The sequence below is a fragment of the Paenibacillus sp. Marseille-Q9583 genome, assembly GCF_976954365.1.
In genome coordinates this window covers 1-15,142 of the sequence record NZ_CDRJTB010000031.1, presented here as the reverse complement: position 1 = coordinate 15,142, position 15,142 = coordinate 1, and the positions used below count along the sequence as shown (strand labels likewise).

Here is a 15,142-nt window from a genome sequence, read left to right as displayed (position 1 = left end):
CTTAAGGGTTCTAATCTATTTGTTGTGAAACTAATAAACCTAATCCAAGACTTTGTAATCCATTCAGATAATCACGCTTCAAGTCACTTAACGCTAATTCCGGAAGATGTTCCTTAGGAACGTATGTAGCAGTTCGCTCAGCGATTTGATTAAGCATAGCTGGAGCTAATTCATCCTCACAAAAAATAATATAATGCGGATTCAAAATAGAGGTCATAGTAGCCACTAACCGACTAATCGCATCTACTTTATGATCCGGCTGCATGCTTGATCCACCCTGATCTCCAGTTAATGCTTCTATGAAATTTCTATTGTCATACTGGGGCATATATTGAACTTCCCCTGAAAAAAACGTCTTTCCCCGAACAATTTCACCATTAACGGCTATCCCAGCTCCCGGTCCGTTTTTCCCTAAATACAGATACATCAGAGAAATATTCTCCTTCAAATTTCTTTGCGCCATATAACCGATTACAGCGGCATTCATATCATTTTCCACGATTGTCGGGATAGAGAGCTGATCTTCTATATATCTTTTCAAATCTAGATTCTGATATTTCGCATAACCTGGGATCAGAAAAATCTTCCCGTGTTTCACCGCGCCTGGAACACCAATCGCCACAGATTGAATCTTGGGATTGGCTTTTTTTTCACCTTCGATAAGCGAGACCAGTGTACTAACGTCTTCCTCAAGAATACTAGGCAAATCCCCTTCTTTTACAACATCGCCAATGCAATTATAGATCGTATAGTTTGTTTCATTTTTTTCCAAAAAAATAGCCATCCCTAATCGGTAATTCGGATTATAGGCATATCTTATTGCCCTTCTTCCGCCACTAGACTCATCAAGGCCAATGATCGTTACTTCCCCAGTCTCTTCCATCTGCATTAGAAATTTACTGATCGTTGGAAAACTGTATTGTAATCTTTGACTTAACTCCGCCTTCGTAGCCCTTCCTAATTCTAATAATGCTGTTCGAATCTTTCGAATAATTTCAGATTTGAGTTGCTGTGAAGGAAGTCTTTTATCACTTGCCATGGCTCTCCCACCTATAGTCATATACTGACTTATTAAATGCATTTAATAAGTCAGTATGACAATAGCAGGAATACTTCTTAACGACAACATAATTTTTGGATGCGGCCCCTTCTGAAACTCCAACATGAATAAAGGGGCATGAAGCCCCCCCTAATTATCAACAAATTCAAAGCCTTTGCAGGATTCGTTCCCATCTTCCAGGATGGCTTTCATCCAAGTACACAGGCTGAAATCCTAATTTCAAATAAATGCGGATGGCGGGCAGTCTGAAATCATCGGTTTCTAAACATGCCGCCGTTCCCCCTGAATCTCTTATTTTGTGCAAGACAGCTAGACTCACAGCATAGCCGAGACCTTTACCAGAATATTCTGGAAGAACTCCAACCATATGCAAGTACCAGTTCTTATGGTCCTCACTACCCGACTCCCAGGCCGTAGCAGTAGCTACAGGTTGATCCCCGCGGCAAATGAACAACAAGCGATCCGAATATAAGGGTACATGATCACTGATTTTATGAGCAAATTTAACTTCCCTTGTAAAAGAATGGCGTATAAGCTCTTCCCAGTTCCGTTCATCATCCGGCTCGAAATGACGTATTAGATACCCGGCAGGACAGTGAAAAACAGGCAAGTCGGACAACATTTCTTTTTTCATTACAAGTTTGGAAAGGGCCTGATCCACCGTCAATTCCTCACTCTCGTTCTAAAATCAGGAAAGGCTATTGCTTTTCCACCATTCTCTACAGATTCCATAGACAATGTAAACACAGAGCTCCAAGTAACGGCATCATATACGTCCACTGAAGGGGTTCGATCCTCCTGAATGGCAGAAATAAATTCTTCAAGCACCATAAAATCGCCTCCGCCATGTTTCGTCCCAGCGGCATATTCGCCCCATTTCATCCATGTCGGGTGATCATAGAGTGGTTGATAACTGCTTAAAGGCTCCCACATTTCCTCTCCATCCGCTATATTTTTGGGTGAGAGATTCTTGAACCAGATCAAATCCTCTTCGTACTGATGGCGGCCCGTAATATACGCTCCCTCAGTTCCTTGCAGCAAATAATGAGTTTTATTATGCGGTCTAACGGAGGACCAGTCTACACGCAGTTCAATCAGTACACCCTTTTCCGTTTGAATGACCGCAACCGCGCTATCCCCTTGCCGCCAGAATCCCTCCCGTGCTGCTGGGTGATCTTTTCCATAATGCTCTCCGAAATAATATTGTAAGGATCTAGATTTGGAAACAAAAGACGAGACGCTTTTAAATCGATCACCCTCAGGCTTATTGAGGTTAATCCATTGCGCAACTGGACCTATAGAATGTGTCGGATAATTAATCCCGTTATACTGCTGATGTAATTGCCCCCGCCAAGTCAGAGCACCATCCGGATGATGAGTCAAATGACGTAAATCATGGATATATCCGCCTTCCAGATAAGTAATTTCACCGAACATGCCTTGATCCGCCATATGTTTAATCGTCAGATTGGAGCGTGAGAAGCAGTAATTTTCAGACATCATATATTTAAGTCCGGTTTGTTCTACAGTTTCGATAAGCTCCCAAGCTTCCTCTAAAGATTGGATCGAAATCACTTCGCTTAGGACATGCTTACCCGCTTTTAAAGCATCAATAGATTGTCTGGCGTGCAAATGCATGGGGCTTAAGATAAACACTGCATCTATTGCCGAATCTTTCAACATTTCATGATAATCCCGATACGTTCGGATTTCTGGAAATTTCTCTTTCCATTGGTTAAGCACCCACTCATTCAAGTCACAAGTGGCGGTCAGATGTATGCGATCCGATAGAGAGTACAGTGCATTCATAAAACTGGCTCCGCGATTTCCACCTACGATCGCTAATCTTACTGGCTGACGATTCATTGCTGGTCCACCTGCTTTCTATCCATTTGAAGTCGATTGATGATTAGTTCCTGATCTCTTGTCTCCCCTTCAGCCTGCGGATATTTTTCATAATCAAAAATGCTGAAGGTAAATAATGAAGACCATTTACTCAATTGCTCACTTGCCAGATTCACCATCTCTAACCTGATTTCATCTTCAAGCACAGTAAGGATTCGAGCAGCAGGAATATCCAGGATGGAGGCTGTTTGAATGAAATGCCAGTTTTCTTTTCTAACGATAGAATGCACATGATTATGCCCGTTGAAATAGAAACCCACACCTTGCCATTGCTTCAATATCGGCCAAATGTCCAAGCTGGGATCCAGTGACATCATTGGCTCAGTTGATCTAGCCGTCGTATTATACAAGGGATGATGACCGAAGACGAATAGAGGCTTTTCCGATTTCCGCTTCATTTGTGCTTCGAGCCAAGTCAGCTGTTCATCATCAAGCGTTCCGCTCCAATCGTCACGATTTTCCCGTGCGGTATCCAGCAAAATAATGATCGCATTCGTCTCTTCAATAACACTGTATCGCTGCTGCCGAGTGACTGAAAGGATTTCTTCCTTAGGATAAGTGTACGTATCATGATTACCAAGAACATGAAGAAAACGTCTAGAATGCTTGCTGTCCTTAATCTTACCCATGATATAATTAAATTCGCTAAATTCTCCTGCATGCACCATATCTCCCACGGAAATATGATAATCGGCTGGGATGGACAAGAATAGATTCATAAATTGCTCGTAAAAAGCATCTCGTGCCTCTTTAATCAAAACCTTGTTATTTAACAATTCGTCCGGATAATGTAAGTCCCCAATAATCGCCAGCCTCATAAATGCCTCCTCCTAACCTTTAATGCCAGAGCTCATAAAACTACCTATCACTTGCCGCTGGAACAATAAAAATCCAATCATTAAGGGTGCCGATACAATCAACGTAGCCGCGCAGACATCAGACCACTGTGCACCCGATTCCGTGGCTTTTGCGAACATCGCCAAGCCTACGGTTAATAAGCGATTCTCCTCCGAATTGGTTACAATTAGAGGCCACAAGAAATCATTCCAATGAAAGCTGACCGACACAATCGCAAAGGACACATAAATCGGGCGTGACAGTGGGACATAGATTCTTGAAAGAATATGCAGGCGTGAGGCGCCTTCTACCCGGGCAGCTTCATCCAGCTCATAGGGTAATTGCTTGAAGGACTGCCTTAACAGAAACACACCAAATGAGGTGGCAAAGTAAGGTAGCATAATCCCCAGCTTGGTGTCCAGCAGACCCATTTCGTTCAACACCTGATAGTTGGAAAAGATAAGTACATCCGGCGGTACCATAATTTGCACCAAAAATAACATGAATAACAGATCTTTTCCGAAGAATCGTACCCGTGCGAACGCATAAGCAGCCATCGTCATTGTAACTAGCTGCACAGCAAGCACAACACCGCACACAAGCAATGTATTCATAAAAAATCGTATAAAAGGCGCTCCATTCCAGACATGAATCAAATTCTCAAACGTGAAGTCCCAAGACCATCCCGCATCGATAGCGACGTCTTTGGGGAGAAAAGCCGTTCTGACCACCCATAGGAAGGGAATGATCCAAGCCGCGGTAAACGTAAATCCAACCGCATGCCACAGTATCTGCCCGATTCGGCGCTTCGTTCTTTCGGAGTTCAGCATGTGCTCCTCTTCTAAAGCTTTGCGTGTATTCTGCCTTAATACTAAGGGCAGCTTTAGTGGATTATCCTCCATGGATTCCACCTCCTATTCATAATGGATTTTCCGATCCCAGCCAAAAAACTGCAAAGAGGAAATCAGGAGCAGCAGCACAATCATGACCACTGTCATCGATGCGGCCATCCCTTGATCGTAGAAATTAAAGGTGGACTCGTAGATATAATAAAGCAGCAGGTTACTTGCATTATTCGGACCGCCCTTTGTCATAATCCAGAGATGGTCTACCAGCTTAAAAGAATTGGTTATCGCCACAACAGCCACGAACAACGTAGTCGGCATCGTGAGCGGAATTGTGATTCTGCGGATGGAAGTGAATGTACCGACTCCGCTTACTGAAGCAGCTTCATATAAATCCTTGGGAATCTGCTGCATTCCTGCTAAATAAAAAATCATAAAATATCCGGCTTCTTTCCAAATCATCATGATGACTAATGCGCCCATCACCGTATCAGGTGTTCCCAGCAAATTCACAGGCTGATCCGCGATCCATGAAGCCAGTCTGGCAAAGAGCCCAAAATGAGGGGTATACAGAAACAACCAGATGTTCGCCACAGCGATCATCGGGATCATATTCGGATAGAAAAAGGAAAGACGTGCCAGTCCCCGCCCTTTTATCGCCTTGTCGGCAAACAATGCCATCAAGAAAGCCAAAGCTAATGAAGTGGGTACTGTGCCAATGGCGAACCATATATTGTTACTGAACACCTTCATAAAGACATTGTCTTGCAATAGATTAGCGTAATTGTCAAAACCGACGAACAAAGGCTCAGGAGTCGCCAAATTTTTCTCATAAAAGCTAAGCCAGAACGATTTAAACATAGGGTAATAAGTAAACAAGCAAAGAAAGAGCAGCGAAGGCAACACTAGTCCCCAGCCGAATCCGTTTCGTCTAAGCCTCTCACTCCATCCGGCATTCATACCATTCAATCCTTCCATGATTAAGGTTTCTACGATTAATGATTAAAGTAATGACGCCAGAACAAGCTATCGAGCCGTCCTGGCGTATTCCATACCTCAAAGCTTACTTATTGAAGGGAGCAAGTGCCTGTTCTGCTTCTGCTTGAGCCTTTTTAAGTGCACCTGCTGCATCAATCTCTCCTGCCAATGCCGCTTGAATCTGGTTCGTAATTGCCGTCGATACTTTACCATGATTATGAGTGGACAATTCCCGGAACGCATATTCCAATTGATCTCTCGCTACCAATGCTTGCGGGAAATCCGCCGTATACTTCTTCATAGCATCTGTATCGTATGCAGATTTTCTTACACCAACATAACCGGATGAGCTGCTAAAGAGGGCAGCTTGTTCTGAAGCCGTCATGTATTTGGCAAATTCCCAAGCTGCAGCTTGTTTTTCAGGAGATGTGTCCTTGAAAATATACAGGTTACCTCCCCCAGTAGGTGATCCAAATTGCTTTTGTGCGGGTGGGAACGCTACGCCGAATTCGAACTTCGCGTTATTTTTTACATTGGTTAAGTTGCCGCTTGTATGCATCATCATGGCTGTTTTGCCTTGAATGAAATCTGTCGGAACGGTTGCCCAATCAATAACACCTTCCGGCATCGCCTTGTATTTATGGGACAAATCTAACCAGAATTGCAATGCCTCCACATTCTCCGGCGTATCGATCATCGCTTTTTTGCCATCGGAGGACATTATGTTTTGCTTCGGATCGGAAGCATTTTGCCGTGCAAGCATTTGAAACATCCAATACGAATCATCATTGCCCGGAATTTCCAGCCCCACGTGACCGTCTTTGTTCAGCTTCTTAGCATAGGTTACAAGCTCATCCCATGTAGTGGGTGGTTTCTCTGGATCAAGTCCTGCGGCTTTGAACATTTCTTTGTTGTAATACATAACAATCGTGCTCCGCTGAAAAGGCAGGCTGTATGTTTTACCTTCAGACTGTGTATCCTCTACAAAGGCGGGATAAAAATCAGCCATCTGAATATCCGTGTCCTTCGCAATAAAATCATCCAGCGGAATGATTGCATTCATATCGAGCATACTGTACAGCTCTGTTGACATCATGACCGCGACATCCGGTGGCTGTTTGGCCTGCACACCTGCTTGAATTTTCACGGTATTGTCACCGTAATTACCTGTGTACACGGGATTAACCTTAATTTCCGGGTGCTGCTCCATGAATGCACTAGCCATCCCATCGATTACTTTGGTAAGGGGACCACCAACATTAACCGGATAATAAAATGTAATCTCCACCGGCTTAGCGGCTGGAGTCTCTGTGGATTCCGGAGTTGCAGCGATTGCTGTGGGTTGAGCGGTATTTTCTTTGGCTTCAGCCGTACTGTTATTAGATTGTCCGCAGCCCGCTACTGCCAGCATTGAGACGGATAGCAGAGTTAGAATAGTTTTGGTTTGCTTTAGCATTTCTGTTAGCCCCTTTTTTCGCTTGGATTTGAATTAAAATGCATAATGGCGAAAGTTCACACTAATGCGATTCGAGCCTACATCAAGAATATGGAGCTGTGCACCATCAGCGGTAGGCAATACAGCAATTCCTTGGGCTTCAGTACCATTAGGCAGATTGCGATCAAAGGCAACAGATACGTTTCCAGTCTCCGGATCAATCTGATAAACCGTTTGGGTTGCGTTATCCGTAGAAGCATACAGAACACCGTTGTACACTTCGGCACCTTGAATTCGATCAATACTTTGGGAAAGTGGAACGGTTGTGATCACATGCATATCGTCAAGACTTAGTACATTCAAGACGCTTGCATTACTCCACTGAGCTGTGTAGACCTGACCGCGAGCAGCATCAACGGCTACCCAAGGCACACCGCCAATATGCAGATTCAACGGTAAAGCATAGGATGTACCCGTATATTTCAAAGTGTTCACATCATAGAGGGCGATGTAAGGATGCTGATAGTTTTTGCCGTCTTCAATAGGAGCGTATATTTTACCGTTATAGTAGGAAATATCACCGATATGGTCTCCACCTTGGGAGGCAATCTCCAGTGGAATAGCCAATTCATTTCGTGCTTTTACAGATTTTCCATCAAGTCCAGTCCGTAAGAGCCCATACGAGGAATTAAAGATCCATGAATTCCCGTCTGTAGCCACCCCTTGTCCCCGTTCCAGGGCATCAAGTAACCAGAAGGTTTGCTTAGATACTTCATGCCAAGTTCCAGCAGTTGTTGCTGAAGTCGAAGTTGACTCTGCACTGATTTCTACCTCAGTGTTTACTAGGTTATCCGGTCCGGCTGGTGTGGCAGATGCTACTAAAGATAAAGAACTGGTCGTAAGTACCCCCGCGCAAATCAGACTGAATAATCTCTTTAATCTCATGTTTTCTCTCCTCCTAATAAGGTTGTAGTTCGGCATTTGTGCGCCTTACTTCAACCTTATTATAGGAGCTGGCAACAGCTCTCTAATTGAACAAAACACTTCTTTCCTTGAACAAAACTCTCATTTGCAAGAATAAAATCAATAAATCATATGATTAGGTTTGGAGGAGCTTTGATTCGCATACAGCTTTGGGGTTAGGCCGGTTTCTCGTTTGAATAATCTAGTAAAATGACCTTGATCGGCAAAACCAACCTGAGATGCAATTTCCTTCAAACCAATTTTTCCGGAACGAATAAGAAATTTAGAACGTTCGATTCTCAGGCGAATTAAATAATTATGGGGAGTATATCCTGTCTGTTGTTTAAAAATCCGAATAAAATGCGACTGGCTCATATTAGCCATGCCAGCGAGATCAGTCAGTTGAATCTCATCTTCTAAACACTCCCGCATAAATTGAATGACCTGAAATATTTCTTGATTGGCTGGCGTTTTTCGGTTTGAATGCTGGGGAATCACAGAAGAATAGTGTTGTAACAAGTGAATAATTAACATGTTGGATAAAGAGTCGCTATATATCTTCCCTTTGGCACCGCCATTCTGCAATTCCTCCAGCATCCAAAGCCCTAATTGCAGCAGCTTGGAATCCTTGACATGAAATTTGCGGTCCAATTGGATATGGCCTTCCTTCAGATAACCTGATTCACGAGCAATCTCTTCGATGACCGCTGGTGTAATTTCAATTTTCAAAAAATAGAGCGAGGTTCTGCCCCAAGGGCAAAGAAGGCTCTCATTACAAGGGGTAATATGAATGGTGTAATAGTTTTCGTAGTAGGCTGTGCAGTGAATCCCAATTAAATATTTTGACTCCGAGGACGGGGTGAAAGCTTGCTGCGGACTATACCATTGTGAAACCTGAAGCTTATCCCAACCATAAGTATCGCTTGCAAGAACAGGCTGGGTAGCGGTAAAGGACGATTCTTCCATTTCTCTCATATTTCATCCCCCTTTTCCCCTCAATATAACAAGCCTATATACGCTCCGCGTCAATGAGCTGTAAAAGCTATATTAATTTCCTCTCAGATTCGAAAGTTGTATACGTCGAAACAACAAAAAAGAGGGGTAGCCCCCTCTTAAATATTTTACATATTCTTTTTCTATAACTCTAAGTCTGAACATCTATTCCAATTTAAACTGATTTACTAAAGCACGCATCTCATTTGAACCCTCTTGGAGCTTGCGAGCAGATGCGGCAATTTCCTCCATAGATGCAAGCTGCTCCAGGGTGGCAGCAGATACTGTCTGTGCAGCCGAAGCTGAGTGCAATGAAACCTGCTCCACCTCCATCACCGCAGCAGATATTTGTTCGGAGCCCGTGTACATCTGCTGTGCAGCGGTCGAGGATTGCTCCACCTGATCTACGATGGTCCGGGTGGCCTGCAAAATACGTTCAAATGCTTTACCCGTATCATCAATCGCTTGAACCCCTGCTGCGACTTCATTTTGGCCTTTACTCATCGAATGATGGGCATGACCTATACTCGTAATAATTTCTTCAACCATGACTGAAACCCTTTCAGCTGCTTCACTTGTTTGTCCTGCCAGCTTACGGACTTCACTAGCTACCACTGCAAATCCTCTGCCTTGTTCTCCTGATCGAGCAGCTTCAATTGCCGCATTAAGCGCTAATAGATTCGTTTGCTCAGATATTCCTTTAATAGTACTGACGATGGTGCCTATTTGTTGAGACTGGTCATTTAAACTAGTAACGGTGATCCCTAAATCATCAACAGTATTACTTACTGCGTTCATTTGCTCGGAAGAGTTAATGATAAGGCTGTTTCCTTTATCAGCCTCTTCCAGTGTTTGCATGGACAGCTGATAGGCATGTGTAGAGGCTTCAGCTACTCGCTGAATCTCTTTTACCATCTCCTCCATCGATTGGGAAGTCTCCTGCGTTGAGGAAGCTTGTTTCTCACTATTGTTCGCCACTTCAGTCATTGAGGATGAAGTCTGAACAAGTGCCGCTGTGGTTTCACCTAACGTTGAAGACAACTGTTTGGAGGAGGAAGCTAATAACTCCGAGCTTATAGTTAAATTCCCAACCAATTGCCGAATATTACCCGATAATTGATTAAAGCTGATTCCGAGCTGTCCGATCTCATCCCGATTGCGCACAGTCAATGCTTTACCGCTTAGATCCCCTTGAGCGATCCGTTCAGCTTCACGGGCTATGCGTACAATCGGTCTTGAAATATGTTGTGCAAATATGTATATTACTGCGATTCCGATGACAACGCATACAATCAATGTAGTAATAATTCCCTTTAGAATAGTTTGTTGCCCGGTATTATAGTCTTGCATATAAGAGCCTGCTGCTACGACCCAGCCCCAAGAGGGCGATAGTTTAGCATAAGATATTTTCAACGCTTCTTCTCCTATAGCGTTTCCAGTACCATCCGATTTAGGTAGCGGCCATTTATAGTAAGTAGCTCCACCACCGTTCTGTGCTGCTTTAATCAAATCCTGTATGTAAAAAGTACCGTTTGAGGTTTGTTTATCCCAAATATTATCTCCCTCTAGTTTGGGATGAGCAAGAAGTTTCCCTTTATTATCTAATATAAAGAAGTAGCCGTTTGGACCCAAATCAATTGATTGATTAATAGACCTAGTACCATCCTCATTTTTGTTTCCAAGTAGTAAGGTCCGTACTTGCTCTTGGGCTTCCACTTCAGTCAACTGCCCCGATTGAACGGAATTTTCCAAATTCTCAATTAAGGCGACAGCCAGGTTTACGCTTGAACTCAGTTTACTCTCAATGAGCTGATTCGTTTCTTTGACTGAAATCTGATAAATAACTGCTCCTAATATTCCGATGGGAAGAATTAGTAGTGTGAGTGACATCATGAGCAGTTTTTTCCGAATTGTTAGTCGCAACCTTGTACGTGTAACTTTTACCATATACACCGCTCCGCATCCTAATAGAATTAATTACAAATTAATACTATAGTACTAGTTTTGGGAATATAAATCAAAAAAATAAATTCATAATTTAACAAAAAAAGCAAACGACCCCCTAATAAGAGGTCCGTTTGCCATTTATTCAATGAAAATCCAAATCCCTACTTCTCGTCCAACCACAATATCGCTGTTACTCCACGAGGATAATATTTACTGCCTGTAATCTCCCCGGAAATAATTTGATCACTCCAGCTGAAGATCGATAATTCTGGATGGGTAAGCCATGCCACATGAGCGCGATCTGCTGCCGCTCCGCGTTCATCCCATTCCAGTCCCAGAATGTTGCGGGCGATGAACTGCGAGAGATAGATTTTGCTAAGCCAGCTGTTATTGCTAGTGGATGAGATTTTCCAACCGCCATCATCAAATAAGCAAACGCCCGGCTTCAACACCGCATGAAGATGCTTCTCGAGTGCGCCGATATATGCGGCGAACCGTCCATTGCGATCAAGTGCTTCCTTACAACCAGTATAGTATGGGAATACAAGACCCTCGATAGCTGGAATGATCTTGGAGTCGTTACCTTCTCCAATCACAGCCGGGATATATCCATCTGCAGCAACGCTTTCCACCATCGTTGCGGCGCATTTCTCTGCTTGAGCCCCTGCTGTTTTGGACAGCTCCGCACGCTCATACTCTGCAAATATTTTCTCCATAGCTAAGTAAGCCGCCCAGCATTTTCCTGCCAAGTAAATATTGTTGCGAGCCTGACCTAAAGAAACATCCAGACTGTCATAGGTAGTAATCTCTGCTCCACCCATCGTACGTGAGCTATCTAGCGCCATAACACCGTTTCTTTGCTCAGGATCTGGATGATCCCGATTTAACATACTATCCAAGCACTTCTCCAAGATACTCAGATTACGTTCCATCCAGCTCCGATCACCTGTGTGTTCAAGATAAGTTGCCGCACTCAGCACCCAGTTTACCAATTGTTCATGTGTCATATGAGAGAAGCAACCATCAATGCCATATAACTCATAGGAGGAATAGCCCGGACGTGAAACTACGTTGGCTACACCCATATCATGTGTGAAGCTAATCCCACCTGGATACTCTGTATCATCCCCAGGGAAACGCACCGTATCTTCATAGCTGAATCTTTCTACGAACATATCCAGCTCATTACGAACCGTCCAAGGATTCAGACGCAGCTCGTAGAATAACTGATCGACGGTCAGATCAAAGGTATTCATCATCCGGTATTCGCCTTCGTTGACGATCCAGAACGGCTTATTCTTATTATCCAGTAATTGTGTGGAACCATAATAACTACGAATCGCATGCGCTAGCATAAAGGTTTGATCTTCGGATAGTTTTGCATGATTAAACATCTCGTTAGCTTTCTCCGCTGCTTGTTTAAGCACATCGAATTTAGCTAATGCATATTCGGCTACGGCTTCAACATTGTTGAAATAGCGATTATAGTAATAGGAAGCATCCATACCAGAGGTAACATAACCAGAACGGTGAAAGCAAATCGCAAACCGGTACGTTTCTTTTACTCCGGCTGGAACATCCATGATCAATGCACCCACGCGGCCCAGTCCAAAGGTCCAATTTTCCTGAAGCTCCTCACTTAGAATATCCTCCATCGTGAAATGAAGTGCGGACTTTGTAGTGCCTTTCTCGGCAGCAATCGCGATAAATCTTCCTTGTCCAACGCCTGTAATTTCAGATGACACATCATCCAGTCTTCTCATTCCGCTATACACATCTGTTCCCTGAAAACCAAAGAACGCACGACGTGAGGTAGCTGATGAGGTGTTATCCACTTCGAGCTCAACCAGTACTGCTGGCAGCAACACTTCCTTCATTTCTTCCACAGACGCAGTTTCAGGATCTGGTACTGATCGAACTGGCGAGAGAATCCGAAAGGTCAGATCCCCCGCACTCCAGCTGTCTGTAGCTACTTGAAAATCTCTAGAAATCTCACGATCTTGAAAAGGGAACAGAATATTCTCCTTGTCTGGATTGGGGTCTGGATTCTCGATGTCATAGCGTTTGCTCTCGTCATCTCCGCCAATCTCGTGAAATGGTAGTGTGTCATACCCTTTCCCATCCGTGCGTTCTAATCCTATGAATATATTCTGTCTAGGAGGTTTGGCTATCTCCAAATCGAAACCACCACTAGCTCCTTTAAATCCTAAGGTAAAACTCGCAAATGCACCGATTGGTGAATGATGAGCATTAAAGAATTTATTATGTGACATAAATAAATGCACTCCCTCCAACATGATCCCGGATACCTCCGGGCTATATGTCCATGTTATCGATATTTCTGGAAGTGCAACAGGGCTAAAGCCTTCTATTATTTGGGCAAATCAAACATCGATAACAACCTATGATATAATTAAGCCAAATTTTATTGTAAAAGAGGATTGAAATGATCTCGAATGATCCCGCCTTCCATAATTCTATTGACGGTCAGATGTCACCAGACATTCAAGCAGCCTTTCATATCTTCGCCGCACATTGGAGAAAAGTAAATTCGGGTTGGCAATATCCTGTACACACTCATCCGATGTTTGAGATTAATATTGTCCTTCAAGGTGAGCAACAAATGACGGTAGGCAATAAGTCTTTTATACAGAAAAGCGGCGATATTTTATTCATTCGCCCCGGTGTTGAGCATAGTAGTATGGGTTCAAATGCTGACTGTGACATGACTTATTACTGCCTGCATTTTGATATCGATGATCTGATTTTGCGGCGTGCCTTACTTACAGCAGATGCTGTTAGTCTCAGCGGAAACACCCCTGAACTGCTGGCCATCCGTTCCGCGCTAGATGTAATCATTAACTCTTCCATCTTGTCAGAGTCTAAAGACACACATAGAAATCGCTTGATCACACTGCATGCTTCACTGCAGCTTCTGACCGCGCTCAGCGGTTGGGTGCTTTCGGAAATGCCTCTCCCAGCAGATACAGAAGCTACAGAAAATACAGTTGCCCTGGCTAACGCTATTGAAGGACTATTGCAGGAATCCGTCTCTACCGCTGCCAGCACAGGCGAAAGAGGTGGCGGTATTGAGGACATTGCTGCCAAGCTCGGATATAGCACTACTCACTGTAATCGTGCTTTTCATCAAATCTATGGGATGTCACCAAGGCAATATTTATCACGCTTAATCATTCGACACGCCAAACTGCTGCTGATGGATAATAGTCTATCTGTCGAATCGGTGGCTCAACGACTGGGGTACCGTGATGTGTCCCATTTCAGCAAGCAATTCAAACGCTGGACAGGTCTCCCGCCAATGGGCTATCGCCGTTTAACTGCGAATCCGAATTCGCTTAAAAAATCAAACACAAACAAAACCCCACTGTTCACTAAGTGAGATCTAACACCGATAGCGCACAGAAAAGTGATCGTCGTAACTGCGGGAAATGTTTGGACTTCTGCCCGCTGTTGTCTCCAGATTTTATTAATGAACCGTACTATCGGTTGAAATTCGGAGACGACAGCGGTTGCTAACGCTCCTACAGCTCCAAATAATCTTCCCCTTCGTTACTGCTACCCTATTACTCTTTTCAATGCCTGATGAAAATAATTTTTTAGCCTGCCGCCGGTTTTTTGAGCTAACATTCCCCGTTAGCGTAACACCCAATCGGTTTAACCTTCATCTTTAAAATGAAAATGTTCATGATGGATCGCATCCATTCAAACTAACTTACTACTCTTACTTTGGTAATATGGGAAGTTATTATCTAGCGGCATTCGAAGTAATTGATAATTTTTGATCTCTTGGCAAAGCCTCGACTTCATTAATGGCTAACTCACGTATGGTGTAATACCTATTGGAAAGAAATTTGGAAACCCAGTTGAAGCATCAGCAACGAAAATCCCCCAAACATAATCATTTGTCACATAATTCATCCTTATTTTTAGTCATTCTTCTAAAACCTGAGTTAAGTATTCCGTGACCATTTGGATTATCCTGCCTGTTAGTTAAACATAGACAGCCGATCCATTGACCGGCTGCCTTTGTGTCTTAATTGAGCTATTGTTCCCCGTTTATAAGAATGTGCTTTAAAAGTAATAAGGGATATCAAGCGATATAGAGTCAACATCATTTACTTTTGAGTAATACATACACTTTCCTTATATTTTTGATTA

General features: G+C 43.4%; 12 protein-coding genes. 1 reads left to right on the top strand and 11 read right to left on the bottom strand.

Annotated elements, in window-relative coordinates; genetic code table 11:
* Positions 1 to 10 precede the first annotated feature (10 nt).
* From ACWNM1_RS15530 to ACWNM1_RS15480, 11 genes are all read right to left on the bottom strand, one after another.
* On the bottom strand, positions 11 to 1,039 hold the full coding sequence (locus ACWNM1_RS15530) for an ROK family protein (RefSeq protein ID WP_449601651.1): 1,029 nt from the start codon (positions 1,037 to 1,039) through the stop codon (positions 11 to 13).
* A gap of 166 nt (positions 1,040 to 1,205) precedes the next feature.
* Positions 1,206 to 1,721 carry a GNAT family N-acetyltransferase gene (locus tag ACWNM1_RS15525; RefSeq protein WP_449601698.1) on the bottom strand — a complete coding sequence of 172 codons (516 nt, stop codon included), beginning with the start codon at positions 1,719 to 1,721 and terminating at the stop codon, positions 1,206 to 1,208.
* 2 nt (positions 1,722 to 1,723) lie between these two features.
* A complete protein-coding gene (locus tag ACWNM1_RS15520) occupies positions 1,724 to 2,926 on the bottom strand; it encodes a Gfo/Idh/MocA family protein (protein WP_449601650.1) in 1,203 nt (400 codons plus the stop codon).
* Positions 2,923 to 3,783: a metallophosphoesterase family protein gene (locus tag ACWNM1_RS15515; protein WP_339286959.1), complete on the bottom strand. Its 861-nt coding sequence runs from the start codon at positions 3,781 to 3,783 to the stop codon at positions 2,923 to 2,925. The genes ACWNM1_RS15520 and ACWNM1_RS15515 overlap by 4 nt, the downstream gene beginning before the upstream one ends.
* A 12-nt stretch (positions 3,784 to 3,795) precedes the next feature.
* Entirely contained in the window at positions 3,796 to 4,632 is an 837-nt protein-coding gene (locus tag ACWNM1_RS15510; protein WP_449601697.1) for a carbohydrate ABC transporter permease, read from the bottom strand.
* 84 nt (positions 4,633 to 4,716) lie between these two features.
* A complete protein-coding gene (locus ACWNM1_RS15505) occupies positions 4,717 to 5,607 on the bottom strand; it encodes a carbohydrate ABC transporter permease (protein WP_449601649.1) in 891 nt (296 codons plus the stop codon).
* 103 nt (positions 5,608 to 5,710) lie between these two features.
* Entirely contained in the window at positions 5,711 to 7,081 is a 1,371-nt protein-coding gene (locus ACWNM1_RS15500; RefSeq protein ID WP_449601648.1) for an ABC transporter substrate-binding protein, read from the bottom strand.
* A gap of 33 nt (positions 7,082 to 7,114) precedes the next feature.
* Entirely contained in the window at positions 7,115 to 8,005 is an 891-nt protein-coding gene (locus ACWNM1_RS15495; RefSeq protein WP_449601647.1) for a DUF6923 family protein, read from the bottom strand.
* A gap of 138 nt (positions 8,006 to 8,143) precedes the next feature.
* Complete coding sequence (locus ACWNM1_RS15490) at positions 8,144 to 8,998, bottom strand: AraC family transcriptional regulator (protein ID WP_449601646.1); 855 nt, start codon at positions 8,996 to 8,998, stop codon at positions 8,144 to 8,146.
* A gap of 183 nt (positions 8,999 to 9,181) precedes the next feature.
* Positions 9,182 to 10,963: a methyl-accepting chemotaxis protein gene (locus ACWNM1_RS15485; protein WP_449601644.1), complete on the bottom strand. Its 1,782-nt coding sequence runs from the start codon at positions 10,961 to 10,963 to the stop codon at positions 9,182 to 9,184.
* Between the two features lie 161 nt (positions 10,964 to 11,124).
* The gene (locus ACWNM1_RS15480) at positions 11,125 to 13,236 is read right to left on the bottom strand and encodes a glycoside hydrolase family 52 protein (RefSeq protein WP_449601643.1); all 2,112 of its coding nucleotides are present in this window, start codon (positions 13,234 to 13,236) and stop codon (positions 11,125 to 11,127) included.
* Positions 13,237 to 13,409: 173 nt separating this feature from the next.
* Between ACWNM1_RS15480 and ACWNM1_RS15475 the strand changes: the two genes are divergently transcribed.
* Entirely contained in the window at positions 13,410 to 14,363 is a 954-nt protein-coding gene (locus ACWNM1_RS15475; protein ID WP_449601642.1) for an AraC family transcriptional regulator, read from the top strand.
* The last annotated feature ends 779 nt before the right edge of the window (positions 14,364 to 15,142 follow it).